The organism is Anaerobacillus alkalidiazotrophicus (genome assembly GCF_001866055.1).
The window spans coordinates 217,865-234,291 of record NZ_MLQS01000001.1; the positions used below are offsets into that span (position 1 = coordinate 217,865).

General features: G+C 32.9%; 19 protein-coding genes. 11 read left to right on the forward strand and 8 right to left on the reverse strand.

Going from position 1 to position 16,427, the window contains the following annotated elements:
• Window positions 1-91: 91 nt before the first annotated feature.
• The 3 genes from BKP45_RS22315 (at window position 92) to BKP45_RS00995 (ending at window position 2,692) form a co-directional block, all read left to right on the forward strand.
• Window positions 92-262 carry a hypothetical protein gene (locus tag BKP45_RS22315; protein WP_169824039.1) on the forward strand — a complete coding sequence of 57 codons (171 nt, stop codon included), beginning with the start codon at window positions 92-94 and terminating at the stop codon, window positions 260-262.
• A gap of 298 nt (window positions 263-560) precedes the next feature.
• On the forward strand, window positions 561-1,460 hold the full coding sequence (locus BKP45_RS00990) for a PucR family transcriptional regulator (RefSeq protein ID WP_071388004.1): 900 nt from the start codon (window positions 561-563) through the stop codon (window positions 1,458-1,460).
• A gap of 140 nt (window positions 1,461-1,600) precedes the next feature.
• Window positions 1,601-2,692, forward strand: a complete 1,092-nt coding sequence (locus BKP45_RS00995; RefSeq protein ID WP_071388005.1) for an ABC transporter ATP-binding protein — start codon at window positions 1,601-1,603, stop codon at window positions 2,690-2,692.
• Window positions 2,693-2,880: 188 nt separating this feature from the next.
• Here the strand turns inward: BKP45_RS00995 and BKP45_RS01000 are convergent, their stop codons facing one another.
• From BKP45_RS01000 to BKP45_RS01010, 3 genes are all read right to left on the reverse strand, one after another.
• Window positions 2,881-3,126 (reverse strand): hypothetical protein, encoded by a 246-nt coding sequence (locus BKP45_RS01000; RefSeq protein WP_071388006.1) that lies wholly within the window; start codon window positions 3,124-3,126, stop codon window positions 2,881-2,883.
• 84 nt (window positions 3,127-3,210) lie between these two features.
• A complete protein-coding gene (locus tag BKP45_RS01005) occupies window positions 3,211-3,411 on the reverse strand; it encodes an alpha/beta-type small acid-soluble spore protein (protein ID WP_071310581.1) in 201 nt (66 codons plus the stop codon).
• Between the two features lie 197 nt (window positions 3,412-3,608).
• Window positions 3,609-4,916: a globin-coupled sensor protein gene (locus tag BKP45_RS01010; RefSeq protein ID WP_071388007.1), complete on the reverse strand. Its 1,308-nt coding sequence runs from the start codon at window positions 4,914-4,916 to the stop codon at window positions 3,609-3,611.
• A gap of 203 nt (window positions 4,917-5,119) precedes the next feature.
• Between BKP45_RS01010 and BKP45_RS01015 the strand changes: the two genes are divergently transcribed.
• Complete coding sequence (locus BKP45_RS01015; RefSeq protein WP_071388008.1) at window positions 5,120-5,983, forward strand: SDR family oxidoreductase; 864 nt, start codon at window positions 5,120-5,122, stop codon at window positions 5,981-5,983.
• A 192-nt stretch (window positions 5,984-6,175) separates the two neighbouring features.
• Here BKP45_RS01015 and BKP45_RS01020 read toward each other — a convergent pair whose 3' ends face one another.
• The 3 genes from BKP45_RS01020 to BKP45_RS01030 form a co-directional block, all read right to left on the reverse strand.
• Window positions 6,176-6,616 (reverse strand): Dps family protein, encoded by a 441-nt coding sequence (locus BKP45_RS01020; protein ID WP_071310353.1) that lies wholly within the window; start codon window positions 6,614-6,616, stop codon window positions 6,176-6,178.
• A gap of 303 nt (window positions 6,617-6,919) precedes the next feature.
• A complete protein-coding gene (locus BKP45_RS01025) occupies window positions 6,920-7,966 on the reverse strand; it encodes a fatty acid desaturase family protein (RefSeq protein WP_071388009.1) in 1,047 nt (348 codons plus the stop codon).
• Window positions 7,967-8,085: 119 nt separating this feature from the next.
• Window positions 8,086-8,373 (reverse strand): hypothetical protein, encoded by a 288-nt coding sequence (locus tag BKP45_RS01030; protein ID WP_071310355.1) that lies wholly within the window; start codon window positions 8,371-8,373, stop codon window positions 8,086-8,088.
• 218 nt (window positions 8,374-8,591) lie between these two features.
• Between BKP45_RS01030 and BKP45_RS01035 the strand changes: the two genes are divergently transcribed.
• Together BKP45_RS01035 and BKP45_RS01040 are read left to right on the forward strand one after the other, a co-directional pair.
• Entirely contained in the window at window positions 8,592-8,786 is a 195-nt protein-coding gene (locus BKP45_RS01035; protein ID WP_071388010.1) for a hypothetical protein, read from the forward strand.
• 99 nt (window positions 8,787-8,885) lie between these two features.
• On the forward strand, window positions 8,886-9,743 hold the full coding sequence (locus tag BKP45_RS01040; protein ID WP_071388011.1) for a dimethylarginine dimethylaminohydrolase family protein: 858 nt from the start codon (window positions 8,886-8,888) through the stop codon (window positions 9,741-9,743).
• 71 nt (window positions 9,744-9,814) lie between these two features.
• Here BKP45_RS01040 and BKP45_RS01045 read toward each other — a convergent pair whose 3' ends face one another.
• Window positions 9,815-10,015: a cold-shock protein gene (locus BKP45_RS01045; protein WP_071310358.1), complete on the reverse strand. Its 201-nt coding sequence runs from the start codon at window positions 10,013-10,015 to the stop codon at window positions 9,815-9,817.
• A gap of 592 nt (window positions 10,016-10,607) precedes the next feature.
• Between BKP45_RS01045 and BKP45_RS01050 the strand changes: the two genes are divergently transcribed.
• On the forward strand, window positions 10,608-11,294 hold the full coding sequence (locus BKP45_RS01050; protein ID WP_071388012.1) for a DUF421 domain-containing protein: 687 nt from the start codon (window positions 10,608-10,610) through the stop codon (window positions 11,292-11,294).
• A gap of 222 nt (window positions 11,295-11,516) precedes the next feature.
• Window positions 11,517-12,227 (forward strand): 23S rRNA pseudouridine(2604) synthase RluF, encoded by a 711-nt coding sequence (gene rluF / locus BKP45_RS01055; RefSeq protein ID WP_071388013.1) that lies wholly within the window; start codon window positions 11,517-11,519, stop codon window positions 12,225-12,227.
• Between the two features lie 128 nt (window positions 12,228-12,355).
• On the opposite strand, the gene BKP45_RS22320 is transcribed toward rluF, so the two are convergent.
• On the reverse strand, window positions 12,356-12,571 hold the full coding sequence (locus tag BKP45_RS22320) for a hypothetical protein (protein ID WP_169824040.1): 216 nt from the start codon (window positions 12,569-12,571) through the stop codon (window positions 12,356-12,358).
• Window positions 12,572-12,738: 167 nt separating this feature from the next.
• On the opposite strand from BKP45_RS22320, the gene BKP45_RS01060 reads away from it, so the two are divergent.
• The 3 genes from BKP45_RS01060 (at window position 12,739) to BKP45_RS01070 (ending at window position 16,422) form a co-directional block, all read left to right on the forward strand.
• The gene (locus tag BKP45_RS01060) at window positions 12,739-13,404 is read left to right on the forward strand and encodes a DUF421 domain-containing protein (protein WP_071388014.1); all 666 of its coding nucleotides are present in this window, start codon (window positions 12,739-12,741) and stop codon (window positions 13,402-13,404) included.
• Window positions 13,405-13,601: 197 nt separating this feature from the next.
• Window positions 13,602-15,230 carry a spore germination protein gene (locus BKP45_RS01065; RefSeq protein ID WP_071388015.1) on the forward strand — a complete coding sequence of 543 codons (1,629 nt, stop codon included), beginning with the start codon at window positions 13,602-13,604 and terminating at the stop codon, window positions 15,228-15,230.
• On the forward strand, window positions 15,223-16,422 hold the full coding sequence (locus BKP45_RS01070; RefSeq protein WP_071388016.1) for a Ger(x)C family spore germination protein: 1,200 nt from the start codon (window positions 15,223-15,225) through the stop codon (window positions 16,420-16,422). The genes BKP45_RS01065 and BKP45_RS01070 overlap by 8 nt, the downstream gene beginning before the upstream one ends.
• The last annotated feature ends 5 nt before the right edge of the window (window positions 16,423-16,427 follow it).

Genomic DNA, 16,427 nt, shown 5'->3' on the forward strand with positions numbered 1-16,427 from the left:
TCAACTAACTAATTTCTTGAGTTTCAAGAGGTGTTGCTAAGTACCCCAAAGGTGAGATATATGTATATTCGTATAAAGGAGGGTAAATAAAATGAAAAAGAAAGATTCAAATTACGAAGGTAGAGAAAACGTATTTTTAGATGTCGATAGAATGACAAATGAAGGTTTGGCTGGTGGAACTGTAACAGGCAAATACGATCATCCACAAATAGAGGAAGCTCAAGACTTCAAAGAAGAAGAAGAAGAACCAAAGGAAGTATAAAGCTGAACTTCAATCATTAGGGGGCCATACTGCCCCTTAAGAGTGGGAAAAAGTAGTTATTTTAGAAACATGAATTTCCACAAAAATATTGTCTTACTATTACGAGTTTGATACCCTTTCAATAAGTTTAACTTTCAATTAATTGGGGGAAGTTGTATCTCCCACTGATTGAAGGTTTTGCTATCCGAACTTTTTGGACAACATTTTCACCTAATTTTTTTGATTTTTCATAGTTTTAAGCATGATTTAGCAGTTCATTAAAAGTTGGATATTACTTTCGATTTGAAGGGATTAAGTTATGATAGAACATTTAAAATTAATTTTAAAAGACGCGATTTTAGAAGAAAAAGAAGCACTACTAAACGATAATCTCAAGATCCTACAATATGAATTTCCTAACAAAGAAATATTAACATTAAATGCAAATTTACTAACAAAAGAACAAGTTCAATTACTAAACGTATTCTTGAAATCTGTAAAGCACTTAAACAACACCGATCAGCGATTCTGGAAAACTCTAGTAGAAGAAAACCAAGTAATTGGTAAACTACCTGTACAATCAGATGAATTTCGCTTTATACATTTTCACATTAATGGGACACTCCAAGATGAACTAGAGTTTGAGGATGCTCTAAAAAATTACTTCCCAGAAAATGTTACACTTGTTTGGAATAACAATAGTAAAGGTTTTATCGTCGAATATATAACAGACAAAAAAACGGAAGATTATTGTGATAGTAGTATAGCTGAAGCAATCATGTCAGACTTTTATGTTAAACTGTCAATATTTCAAGGCACTAGATTTTGTGAGTTAAAAGAAGCTAAAGAAATATATACATGGGAAATAAGCACGTTCTCTCTTGCAAGGCGTATTTTACCAAATCTTAATGTTATTCAAAAAGAACAGCTCATTCCCTTTATTTTAACGAATGAAATTAGTGGTATGACAAGGAAAGTGCTGTTACAAACAATTCACTCTTTTCAAGAAGATAAAGAATTGCTAAGAACAATAAAAATATTTTTTGAATGTAATTTAAATACGACTTTAGCTGCCAAAAAATTATATATGCATCGAAATAGTCTCCAATATAGAATTGATAAATTTATTGAAAAAACCGGGATAGATATTAGGCAATTTCAACAAGCTGCCGCAATGTATATGCTATTAACATTAGAAGAAACAAATAGGAAGCTTTAATTTAGCAAAGAATTGGCCAAGCTTTCTTGCATTGTGCACAAACGAAACAATCTATCTTTGTGCACGCTTACAATTTACTAAAACGCTTTCAAAGGCTACAATTAGGACATAAATTAATCACAATATTGGAGGCGTTATAAATGGCAGATATTTCGTTAAAACATATTTATAAAATTTATGAAGGTGACGTAACAGCAGTTACTGATTTTAACTTAGAAATTAAAGATAAAGAGTTTATCGTTTTCGTTGGTCCATCTGGTTGTGGTAAATCTACTACTCTACGTATGATCGCTGGTCTTGAAGATATTTCTAAAGGAGAACTTTACATTGGAGATCGTCTTGTAAACGATGTTGCGCCTAAAGATCGCGATATCGCAATGGTATTCCAAAACTATGCACTTTACCCACACATGAATGTATATGATAACATGGCGTTTGGTCTTAAACTACGCAAATTTAAAAAGGAAGAAATTGACCGTCGTGTTAAAGAAGCTGCAAAAATTCTTGGTTTAACAGAAATGTTAGATCGTAAACCTAAAGCTATGTCTGGTGGTCAGCGTCAGCGTGTTGCTTTAGGACGTGCAATCGTACGTGATCCTCAAGTGTTCTTAATGGATGAGCCGTTATCAAACCTTGATGCAAAATTACGTGTACAAATGCGTGCTGAAATTACAAAACTTCACCAACGCTTACAATCAACAACAATCTATGTAACGCATGACCAAACAGAAGCAATGACAATGGCAAGCCGTATTGTTATCATGAAAGATGGAGTTATTCAACAAGTAGGGGCTCCAAAAGAAGTTTATGACTTACCAGAAAACGTATTCGTAGGTGGATTTATCGGATCACCAGCTATGAACTTCATAAATGGTAAACTTGAAGATGGGTACTTCCACATTGGTAGCTTAAAAGTAAAAGTACCTGAAGGAAAATTAAAAATGTTAGAGTCATATAAAGGCCAAGAAATTCTATTAGGTATTCGTCCTGAAGATATTCATGATGAGCCAGTATTTATTGAATCTTCACCTGAAACAAAAATTTCTGCAAAAATTGAAGTTGCTGAGTTAATGGGTGCTGAAACTTTCTTATATTCAAAAGTTAGTGAACAAGACTTCATCGCTCGTGTAGACTCTCGTACTGATATTAAGAATGGTCAAAGTATTGATCTTGCATTTGATATGAATAAAGTTCATTTCTTTGATCCAAAAACTGAATTACGTATTCGTTAATAAGAAAAGCGCAAGGCGCCCACCTATCGGCGACAAACACTGGAAGGCCTACTCTAGCGGTCGGTTTTTGACCGAAAGAGTAGGGCTGAAGTGGTCGAGCCGATGGCGCCTGGAGCTAGACAGTTTCTAAGTTAGAAATTTTATACTTTCTTACCTTGGAATAAAGAAGCTGGCCTTGGTCAGCTTCTTTATATTTCATCAATTAAAATCGTATTTTCCATATGACATTGATAACAATAAAAAACATGAGGACACTGATTATTTTTTTGATCATCGGTAATTCCATCAAATAACTTCATTCCATCAATATCTAAGTATGCACTATAGTCGTCAAAATAATCTAACAGTCTCCCTTTATCGCTCATCTCACTATGACATTGTTCACATTGTATTTCGACCGAGGTTAATCCATTACATATAGGACACATAGCCATCGAATATTACTTCCTTTTAGGTATAATTATTACAAGAGGGGATGGAATATTCCACCCCCTAAAAGCCATGATATTTACTTTTTGTTAACGTGATCCACCAAGCTGTTGCTCAGCCATTTGAACAAGACGCTTTGTGATTTCTCCACCAACTGAACCATTTGCACGAGCAGTAGCATCTGGACCTAATTGTACTCCAAATTCAGAAGCAATTTCATACTTCATTTGATCTAAAGCTTGTTGTACGCCAGGCACTAATAATTGATTTGAACTATTGTTGTTTGCCAAGATAATCACCTCCTCTTGTACTACTATTTTGTTTCATTTCGTCTAATCTATGCACCTAATAATTTAGTAATATTTGACAACAATCAGTTGTCAGTTGCCCCTAAAGAATGGGATAAATCTATATCTAATTACGAACGGTTCAACTTAGCTAGAAATAATATTTTAGTGGCAATAATGATGAATCATGAGATTTATTATTATACATTTTTTGCTGTTTCATTCAGGTTTTCTGCCGATTCAGCAACAGAAGATGTCGCTTTTCCTATCTCTTCAATAACAAGAACTAAGTCTTTAAAGCCACCTTCCACTTTTTTTACTTCCTCCATACTTACCTCTAATGAGGATACAATTTCATTAAAGTTTTGTTTTGTATTTATTGTTTCTTTCTCACCTTCCCCAATAAAACCTTCAACTTCATTTAAGGACTTAAAAACATCGTTCATAAATTGAGAAGATTCTTTAATTAACGTTTTAATATTTTGCACCGAATTTTTTGTCTGCTCTGATAGCTTACGAACCTCATTTGCAACAACCGCAAATCCCTTGCCATGTTCTCCTGCTCTCGCAGCTTCAATAGCTGAATTTATAGCAAGTAAGTTTGTTTGTTCAGCGATATTTTGGACAATATTCACTACCTGTTGAATTTGCTCAGAAGAATGCATCAATTGCTCGACAACATTACTCATTTGAAGTGCACTCTCTTTAATAGTTGCCATTTTGATCTCTAAATCAATAATGCTTTTATTTCCTTTCATTGCAGCTTCTTTTGTTTCTTGGGAAGTATTGGAACTCTTAACCACTCGCTTACTTAAATCCATCGTACTTGAAATTAATTGCTCAACTGAGGCACTTGTTTCCTCAGATAAAGCAGCTAGTTCTTCACTTATATCAGTTATGCTATATTTTAGTTCATTTTTGACTTTTTCATATTCGACTTCTCTTTGAAGCAGATTTTCCTTCTCATATGCTTCAAGTACTAATTGCTGTTCAAAATTTAATAATTTACTGATTACATTAACACTGTCAGCTTGAGTAGACGGATCTGTAATATTTTTTTGGATGACTTGTTGTATTGAACTAAAAAGATTTTGAAAAGCACCCATATACCATTTTGGTTCTAAACCAATATGAATATGCATTTTTGCAACTTTAATTCTTTTTTCAATATAATGGTAATCAATCACACCATTAAACATCTCAAAAATATGTGTTTCAAGTGTTTGGCGAAGACGATTTACGGAACTATGTTTTTCAATTATTTCCTTTAGGTTTTCCGCTTTTAATATTGTTTCATAGAATGTATCTACTAACGCTCCTTTATTTTCATTTAAAAGTGGCTGAAGTCCTTTAATTAATTTTAAATCTTCTAATGTTAAATCAATAATTTTCAACTGTTTAATAATATCATCATTGTCTGTCATTATTATGCTCTTAAAATTTTGATCTACATTTATATGGTAGCCAGCATCCTCTGGTTTTTGTTTTAATGCATTAAAAAAATTCATTTAGTTGCCTCCTAATTTGTCTTGCATTCATTATAAAGTCATTAAACAACATATGTATAGTTTTAAATATCAAAACACTATTTATTTAGTGTTTAAAAAATCAAGGAATTTACATAATGTGGACCGACTAAAATACATTTGGATAATTAAAGTATGTTTGCATACTTTAATTTTGAAATAATTATTTTGTAAGGAGGGTTTTTATGGAAATTCAATTACCCACAGCTTTTCCACCCCAACATCAAACGAAACAACCAGGAATAGAAACAGAAATGAAGCCTCGCCCAATATTTGATGATCCATCCTATAAAGGCAGCGGAAAGCTAACTGGAAAGGTTGCATTAATCACTGGAGGGGATAGTGGAATTGGACGGGCTGTTGCTATCGCATTTGCTAAAGAGGGGGCTAATGTTGCTATTGCCTATTTGGATGAAACTGTCGATGCAGAGGAAACAAAAGAGTTAGTAGAAGCAAAAGGTGTACAATGCTTACTCCTTCCAGGGAATATTGAAGAAGAAGCAGTATGCAAAAAGATAGTCGCTGATACAGTTTCTCATTTTGGTAAGCTTGACATACTTATTAATAATGCCGCTTGGCAGATAGTTCAAAATAATATAAAAAACATAACTACCGAACAACTAGAGAAAACTTTTCGGGTTAATATTTTTTCTGTTTTTCACTTTGTTAAAGCTGCCTTGTCTCACTTAAAACAAGGAAGTTCCATTATTAATACTACTTCAGTAACGGCTTATCACGGTCATGAACAATTAATTGATTATTCTTCAACAAAAGGTGCAATGGTCACTTTTACAAGATCATTGTCCATGCAACTAGCTACTCTTGGAATACGGGTAAACGGTGTTGCACCTGGACCGATATGGACTCCATTAATTCCCTCTTCCTTCCTTGCTAGCCAAGTTGCAAATTTCGGTAGTAACACGCCAATGAAACGTGCAGGACAACCTTTTGAACTTGCTCCAACCTATGTATACTTAGCTTCTAATGATTCTTCTTATGTATCTGGACAAATTATTCATGTAAATGGAGGAGAAATTGTAAACGGATAAAAGGAAATGAAAATAGATACGCATCTAAAGACAGCTAATTGCGTCCATTACATGAAGTACTTTCTTTAGCTTCTTGTAATGGGCCAAATTGACCAGATTATGTATATTCAACCTAGGCAGCTTTCCATTTATAAAAATTTAATATTTTCCTAACTAAAAACTGGTACCCCATTGAGGAGTACCAGTTAATTTTTATCCTAAATAAGCTTTAAGCATCCAAACATGTTGCTCTAAAGAAGTCTTAATACCGATGAACATATCAGCAGTTGATTCATCACCAGCAGCTTCAGCAAGTTCAATAGTTTCATTTGATTCTGCAATTACTTTTTCAAAATCAGCAGCTAAAACTGAAACCATTTCTTTTGCCCCTTCATTACTAGAAGCTTCTTCAATAGATGATGCTTCTAAGTATTCTTTTAGAGTCGCAAGTGGTTTACCTTCAATTGTTAAAATACGCTCTGCAATTGAATCAATATAAGTAGCAGCTTCAGTATAGTATTCTTCAAATTTTGCATGTAGTGTAAAGAATTCTGGTCCAGTTACATACCAATGATAATTGTGAAGCTTTGTAAATAATACATTCCAGTTTGCTAATTGAGAATTAAGTGAATTAACTAGTTTTTCATTTGCCATTTTTCGAAAAACACTCCTTATTTTTTAATGATATATGTTATCTTAACGCAGATTATAATTAATATCAAATGATATAGATTATAATTAGCGTCAATTTACTCATACCTTCTAATATTTTTAGTATAATATATTTTTCTATAATATGGGTTAATTTCCACAAAAAAAATGAAAATAAAACAAATTAGACACAAAATGTCACTTTGAAGATTCCCTTACAAATATATTCAATATTAAACGTAAAAAAAACGCTCCTTGAGTCAGTTACGACTAGAAGCGTTTTTTCTACTAATGTGGGTAATAAAATTATAACTTACGGTATTGAATTTCCTTTACATTTAATCCATTTCCTAAAGTACTATAAACTTTTTTATCATGTGGGTCCAAGAGTTCATTCTTCTCATGATAAACTCTTGGCGTTTTATATAGGGTCAATAAAGCTCTTGCAAACGGCATCTGATGATAGCGCTCAGGCCACTTTTGTAAAATAAGATCTTTTACTAAAGGATAATATTTAGGATTCATTGCTGGAAAGAGATGATGTTCAGTGTGGTAAGAGAAATTAAAGTGCAACACATCTACCCACTTAGGAACAGTCACTGTTAGACAATTAGCCAATGGATCGTTAACATCTACTAAGGGGTTTAAGCGATGATTAGTTGAGATATACCCCATTACAATAGAATTAGCAATGAATAACGGTAATAAATAAGCAAAAAACCAAGCTACAGGTCCAATTATAAAAAGTAACCCTATCCAAAACATCCATGGTAACACAAGTTGGATGAAAACGGCTGAACGATTTTTCATATTGAACTCTTTAAAATATAGAAAGAACATATTTATTGAGTGTATCGAAAACGATATCGCTAAATATAAAAAGCCAAATATAGAACGAACTTGTAAAGGTAATTTATAAACTAACCGGACAATCCAATTTTTTGAAAATTTATTTGCACTTGGCCAAGCGTCTGGGTCCTTAGTTTCATCTTGAGTGTGAACATGGTGCTCCATGTTATGCCATTTTCTCCATAAACGTGGACCAGTACATAGTGGCCAGAAAAAAATTGCACCTAACAAATTTCTAATTCTCGGATTTCTAATTACTGTACCATGAAGAATTTCATGTCCTAAAAAACCCATTGCCGAAAAACTAAACCCAATGATTATTGAAATAAATAAATTGACAATTATCGGTAATTGAATTTGACTAATCAATAACATTCCAGTAATGACAGTGATTAAATATGCTATTCCTCCAAATAACCTTGTTGGAACTGGCTTAAATGCCTCCTTTGGTAATTCTGGAGAAATTCTTGCTGCGTACCATCCAAACGTCTTAAGATCGTTCATAATATCGTCTCCCTCTTAACTTCCTATCTTTAGCACTATGTTAATAGTACAAATTAATAATACCAAGACAACATAAGAGTTTCAATGTTTTTTTTATTACCAGGTAATAATAATTGGTTTTAATATTGTTGTAATTGTTTTACCGACTGAATAAATAATTCAGGGCTTGAGTGAACCTGAAATGGAAAAACTCCTTCATTGGTATGTAAGTAAAGGGTTCCATATTTATTACTAGACGTCTTCCTATACGAGACATCAAACACATCTTTTAGTTTATAAGTTTTGTATGGAGAAACAATTTTTGTTTCGTATAAATACAAATAATACACATTTTCAATATACTTTTGTTCTATACCATTAATTTCTCTAAATACTTTTACATACGGCTGTTTTAAAATTAGTGACAAGTTAAGGCTCCTTCTTATAATTATTATTAGTAATCTTACCACTCATCGTTGTTCAATAAAACTCCTGGATAGAAACGAGTAAGTACTTTGTTCTTCTACGGATCGTTTTATAATCTTTTAAAATTAACTATAAAGCCTAATATAAAATACCTACCAAATAGGAAAAATAAATGGTACACTCAACAATAGAAAATTACAATTCATTAAAGGAGAAATATATGTCTACAAACGATCAAGATCAACCAAACAAGAAAAAAATCTCTTTACAAGAAGCCATTCAACAACAGTTAGCTAATAAAAAAGCAAAACAAACACAAAACAAAGAAAATAACAAATGGAGTAATACAAATCAAACAATGAAAAGCCAACAAACAAAAAAAATAAATAATCAGCGAAAGAGACAGGGAGTTTAACAAACACTTCGCACAAGCAAAAACAATACTTTATAGTAGTATTGTTTTTTTTATTTAAAGGAAATACTATATAAAAAAATAATATTTAGGGGGAAAGTAATGAGTTACGTTCAGAACATAAATGAAAAATCTTACTGTGTCAATGAATACGGTGTGCTCAGAAAAGTTATTTTATGTGAACCTAAACATATGACTATTCGTGATGTTATTAATGATACTCAAAAACATTTTAAAGATGTAGGAATCCACATAGAAAAAGCTATGGAGCAACATAAGCATTTCGCTCAAGTATTAAGGGATAACAATATCGATGTTATTTTACTACCACCTGCAAAGAAATTCCCAGAACAAGTATTTACTCGCGACATTGGGTTTACTCTCGGTCATACAATCTTTGTAGCTGATATGGCAAACAACATTCGTCGTGGTGAAGAACAAATATTAAAGGATTGGCTAAAAGGCGAAGAAGTTTCTTATTATAATATTATCGGTGACCAAATTGAAGGTGGAGACGTCATAATAGACGGTGGTATGATCTATGTAGGTATTAGTGACCGTACAAATGAAGCAGCAATTGCTCACCTGACAAGGCTACTACCTTCCTTTACTATTATTACAGTTCCTTTTCAAAATAAATATTTACATTTAGACTGTATATTTAACATTCTTTCTCCTTCAGAAGCACTCATTTATCCGGGAGTTATTGATAAAAAGAAAGAGGAATTAATAGCTTCTCGTTACGAACTAATTGAAGTAACAAAAGAAGAACAATTTACGCTTGGAACAAATGTACTTTCTATCGGTAACAAAAAAGTAATTAGCCTACCAGTTAATAAAAACGTTAATAACGAACTACGCAAAAGAGGTTACGAGGTCATTGAGGTTGATATTACAGAAATAATTAAAAGTGGTGGATCATTTCGTTGCTGTTCGATGCCACTTGTGAGGGAAAAGTAAAATAGAGAAAATTTTTTGAACATACAAAAAGGTATCCCCAAAAGGATACCTTTATTCATTAGTTTGGTTAATTAAGCTTTAGTAACGTTAGCAGCTTGTGGTCCACGGTTACCTTCAACGATTTCGAAGTTAACTTTTTGACCTTCTTCTAAAGACTTGAATCCATCAGATTGAATAGCTGAGAAGTGTACGAATACATCGTCTCCGTCTTCGCGCTCGATAAATCCGAATCCTTTTTCTGCATTAAACCATTTAACTGTACCTTGTAACATGTGTTTTCCTCCTGATTTGTGTGCATTTCCACACGGTTTTATTCACTATCCTTGTTCATTCATAACATTTAAGAGGAAAACTTTTTAAAGCCATCCATCCAATAACATTAAAACGATCAAAAATAATTACTCTTAGTATAACACTAATAAATGAAAAAATAAACCTTTTCATTATTTTTATAATAAGAAGATTATCCTTCTATATGTTAAGCGAACGTAAATCAAAAAGCCGCTTCTCCACACCTTACATAGATAAACTTTCAGATACTAATATGATACGTAGATATTACCAAAGAGAACTCGTTCTAGCTTCGCTAGAACATCGGAAATTCAGATGGAGTCTCAACTTCACCTGAATGGAAGTTCCCACCTACGCTACGCTTAGAGGTGGGGTCTATGACCCTTAAGTTCAAATCAGTTTGATCAACTGAATGAGGAGATGGTTTTATGTATATAGGAAGCAAAGGATGGTATGTTCATTAGTTAAAAAAATTAGGGATTTATGTTTTAATAGGCATTTTTATCTTTTATTGTTTAGGTTTGTACTTTAATGCAAAAAATTAAATTGTAGTATGAAAAGGAGCGATCAAAAGTGAACACAAACATTTTCCATTTAAGTATTGAATTATTCGTAGGTTTCCTGGCTTTATTAATTATTACGAAGGTTTTAGGTAAAACACAAATTACTCAAATTACTCCTTTCGATTTCATTTCAGCACTAGTGTTAGGTGAGCTTGTTGGGAATGCAATTTATGACAAAGATATTAGCGTTTGGTATGTACTTTATGCAATAACCTTGTGGGGTATGCTCATTTATGCAGTGGAATTACTTACACAAAAATTTAAAGGGACAAGAAAGATTTTAGAAGGAAAGCCGGCCATCGTTATACGAAATGGAAAACTCGATCGTGATGAATTAAAGAAAAATAAATTGGATATTAACCAACTACAGCACCTTCTGCGGGACAAGGATGTATTTTCAATTCGTGAAGTTGAATTTGCAATTTTAGAAGCAAACGGCTCTGTGAATGTGCTAAAAAAATCTAATTATGTAACCCCGACAAGAAAAGACCTTAACATCACACCACAACAAGTAAACTTACCAATATCTATTATTTTGGATGGTGAGGTACTTTGGGATAATTTATCTGAAGCGGGCTTTAATGAAATATGGCTTAATCGTCAATTAAGTTACCATGGCATTACCAACCCAGAGCAAGTGCTTTTTGCTGAATGGCTCGAGGGAGAACCCCTATTTGTTACTTCCTATCATTTATAAATCAAAATAATAAAACTAATTGTTTTTATATTTATAGTATTTATTGTGCTGGATTATTGTTAAAACTAATAAAAGAATTATTTAATAAAATCAAACTAAAGGTTCGTAATTGTATAGAATATTATTACACAGGACTTTCTTTTTGAACCATGACTTTCTTGAATTTATTAGTTCACTGAGTTATCTTAAAAGAATAAATGATTATTAGAGGTGTGTTTCATAGTGCGGATTAATAAATATTTAAGTGAATCAGGGATAACGTCAAGACGGGAAGCTGATAAATGGATTGCAGATAAAAGAGTAACAATCAACGATACAATTGCCGAATTAGGAAGTAAAGTTGAAGAAGGAGACGAAGTCAGAGTAGACGGAAAACCAATTACGTTAGAACAACAACACGTCTATATTGCACTTAATAAACCTGTAGGAATAACGAGTACAACGGAAAAACATATTAAAGGGAATATTGTTGATTTCGTTAATCACCCCCTTCGAATTTTTCATATTGGAAGACTGGATAAAGAATCAGAAGGATTAATATTATTAACTAACGACGGGGATATCGTAAATGAAATATTGCGTGCAGAAAATAAACATGAAAAAGAATATATTGTAACTGTAGACAAGCCTATCAATTCTGTATTTTTAAGAAAGATGTCTGATGGTGTAGAAATCTTAGATACAAAAACATTGCCCTGCAAAATTACAAAAATATCTTCACATGTCTTCCGAATTATCCTAACTCAAGGATTAAATCGCCAAATTCGCCGTATGTGTTCAGCTTTGGGATATCAAGTGCGTAGGTTACAACGAATTAGAATTATGAACATTCAATTAGACGGACTTGCTAGTGGCCAATGGCGAGATTTAACAAACAAAGAACTTAAGTGTTTATTTAAAGAGTTAAATTATAATCCTAAAAAACGATCATAAAAGTACGATTACTTACCTTACTCCCACCCTAAAGGTAAATGACTTAACTCTTGTAGGTAAATTTAAATATTCTTAGGAATGTAATGAAACGTCAGACAGGGACTTACTTAATAGTAGTCCCTGTTTAATCATATTGTATAAAGCTCCTTCCAATTCAATAAGAAAGGGGCTGCCTCTACGTTCGGTTCATTAACAACCTCTTTTGTCATTCCATTTTGAATAACTTTCCCATCAATAACAACAGCTAAACTATTCGTTATATGGTTTATTTCAATGAGGTCATGACTCATAAAAAATGTTGTAGTACTAGTTTCATATAATATTTCCTTTAATTCTTTTAGCAACTGTACCTTAGTCGGGAAATCTAAAACAGAAAATGGTTCATCAAGAAATAATACTTCCGGTTCTAAAATTTACTTTTTCTTTCAATGATGATTATTATAAAATTTGTAAATACTAAACCTACTCTACGAGAAACAAGAACAAAATACATTAAGGTAGGAATTAAAGTATGGTGATTGAAACTTTAAAATTGTCTTGTTTATTTATTTTAGTATTTATTGTTATGAGGCTTCTAGGAAAAACGCTCTTATCACAATGGACAGCCTATGATTTAGTAACAATTATTTTTTTATCCTACGCTGCCCTAGGTGCAGTAAAAGTAAAAAGCTTCTACCATGCGATTATATGCATTCTATCAATTGGTATATTATATATGATTTTATCTAGATTAAGCCTTTGCGGAAGATTAACTTCCATTATTATTGGAGAGCCTACTATTTTAATTAAGCACGGCAAGATTATTGAAAAAAACTTAAAGAAACTTCGGTACTCATTAACAGAATTACTTTCGACAGTTCGCGCATTTGGGTTTCCGGATATACAAGATATCGAATACGCTATTTTAGAGCCAAACGGAAAAATTAGCGTAATACCCAAAAATAATTTACGTCCTTTAACACCAAAAGATTTAAATATTGATTGTCAGTATATAGGTTTACCTATTACTTTAATAGCAGAAGGGAAAATTGAAAAAGATAACTTAGCTCTTATAGATAAGTCAGAAGAATGGTTAATAAACGAGTTAAACCTTAATGGTTATCATGACTTACAAAACATTTTTTATGCCTATATAAAAGATGACATAAATTCCTTAACTGTTTTTCCTTATCAATAATTTACATTCTTTTGTACTAATTATTTCACCTTTAATAATCTTTTACTACACTAAAAAGTCCGGTACAACCGGACTTTTTAGTGGTTCGAGTTAAATTAACAGAATAAGTTTATTGACTCTAGGGATAATATTACCAACTCATCTTATCACGCTAAACTTTTTAATAACCATATGACACGTTAACAAGGTGAAAGACGATGAATAAAATCAAAAAGAAAAAGCCAAAATCATTAGCTTCCTTATTAAACAAAAAAAAAGTTGAAACGATCGAATTTATTGAAGACGATTACGGCTTGGAAACTAATATTGTTACAGAAAATTTAATAAATAACATAAACTATTTAAAAGAGACTATGGGTTTCAGTAACGATTTAGTCACTCGAGAATTGATCATTAATCATCACCCATTCGTAAAGGGTTTTGCCTGTTATATTGCTGGACTCGTTGATGAAAAATTAGTAAGTGAATTTATTATTAAATCTTTAATTGAAGAGCCAATGGAAATACATTCAAATTTTAAAGATGAACTTTTGATGGCCATTCAAAAAAATACGCTTACTGTTGCTAATGTTAGCGAAGCAAATGAGTGGAATGAAATTATCCATGGTTTACTTTCAGGAAAAACAATTTTGTTTATTGAAGGAATCAATCAAGCGATCTTAGGAGGAACTCAAGGTGGTGAATGGCGTTCTATCGAGGAGCCAACTAGTGAAATTACTATTCGTGGTCCGAAAGACGGGTTTAATGAATCATTAAAAACGAATATTTCTTTAATAAGGAGACGAATAAAAAGTCCCCACTTACGACCAGAAATTCTTCAATTAGGTACCGTAACTCAAACAGATGTAGCTATTGTCTATATTGAAGGAATCGCCAATCCAAAGCTCGTACAGGAAGTGAAAGATAGAATTAACAGAATTGAAATTGATGAAGTATTAGCTTCGTTGACTATAGAGGAACTGATTCAAGATCATTCTTTTACACCATTTCCTACTATCTTTAATACAGAAAGACCTGATATTGTCGCAAATACACTAGTGGATGGAAGGGTGGTAATCATCGTCGATGGAACACCATTTGTCCTTATCGCTCCTACTAGTTTTGCGCAATTCTTTAAAGCAGCAGAAGATTATTATCAGCGCTATGATTTATCAACACTAATACGTATTTTAAGATACCTTGCCTTTTCTGCCGCCTTATTAGGACCATCTATTTATATTGCACTCATTACGTTTCATCAAGATCTAATTCCAACAACATTAGTCATTTCTTTAGCCGCACAAAGGGAAGGAATTCCATTTCCTGCTTTTATTGAAGCTTTGATTATGGAAGTTATGTTTGAGGTGTTACGTGAAGCAGGGGTACGAATGCCCCGAGCCATAGGGCAAGCAGTTTCAATTGTAGGTGCATTAGTAATCGGTCAGGCTGCAGTTCAAGCAGGTATTGTTTCAGCCGCAATGGTAATTGTGGTTGCAGGAACTGCGATTTGTAGCTTTACCACTCCAGCCTACAGTTTAGCAATAGCCGCTCGTATTTTAAGGTTTGCAATGATGATATTAGCGGCAACCATGGGATTATACGGGATCATCCTTGGTCTTATCATTTTTGTGGCACATTTATGTAGTTTAAGATCGTTTGGATACCCTTACTTAGCTCCTTTTGCACCGTTTATCTTAGAGGATCAGAAGGATGGTTTGTTTCGTTTTCCATTGTGGGCTAGAAGAAAACGTCCACGGTTAGTCAGTCAAATAAGATCGACAAGAATGAAACAAGGTTTAAAGCCTACCCTCCAAAACAAAAAAAGTGAGGCAAATGATAATGTTTAAATGGGCATTAATCGTAATGATTATATTTCAATTTTCGGTTTTATCAGGCTGTTGGAACGCTAAAGAAATAACGGAACTTTCAATTATCTCTGCAGTTGGAGTTGATAAAACTGATAAAGGTGAATTTTTAGTATCGTTTCAACTCATTAACGCTAGTGAAGTTGCCACTGGACAAGAAGGCGGATCAAGAAACGCTAGCACAACCGTTGTAGTTTCTTCTACAGGAGATACACTATTTGAAGCTATTAGAAAAGCTACCCAAAGTGTACCGAGAAAACTGTATTTCCCCCATACGAATTTAATTGTCATTAGTGAAGAAATTGCTCAAAAAGTAGGTATAGAGAAAATCATAGATTGGTTTGAGAGAGACCACGAAATTCGAACAAATATTCAAGTAGTGATAGCTAGAGGAACAAGAGCTGAAGATGTCTTAATGGTGCAATCAGCTGTAGAGAGAATCTCTGCAAAGAAAATTACAAATGAGCTTGAAACCTCAGAAAAAGCCTGGGGGGAAAATTTGGTAACTGAAGTTGACGATATTATCCAAGCACTCGTCAGTAACGGAAAAGAAATCACAATTACCGGAATAAAATTAGCGGGTAATAAAATAGAAGCCAGAAAGGTTGAAAATCTACAGCAATCTAAACCACCTACAATTCTTGAAGTTAGTGGAATTGGAATGTTTAGAGAAGGAAAATTAGTACAATGGATTGATAATGAAGCAGCAAGAGGACTATTGTGGATACTTAATCGCATAAAAAGTACCATTGTCAACCTTGACTATCAAGATCAAAGAAATTGTATTTCTATTGAAGTCCTTCGCTCACAAACAAAGGTATCTTCTGTTATTAAAAATGGGAAACCTACCTTTTACGTTTCTATTAATACGGAAGGAAATATTGCTGAAGTCGATTGTCCAGTAGAACTTGAAAAACACGAAACAATTAAGGAGCTAGAAATAGCACTAGAAGAGATTATTGAAAATGAAGCTATGAAGGTAGTCACTATCTCCCAGAATGAAAAAAGTGATATTTTCGGCTTTGGAAACGTCTTACAAAGACAGTATCCTCGTTATTGGAAAAAAAATGAGGAAAATTGGCCTAATTTATTTTCGACTAGTGATGTAAATATTGTTGTCAATGCATTTATTCGAAGAACAGGAATGCGCACAAATCCTTTCAACGTTGAATAGTAATG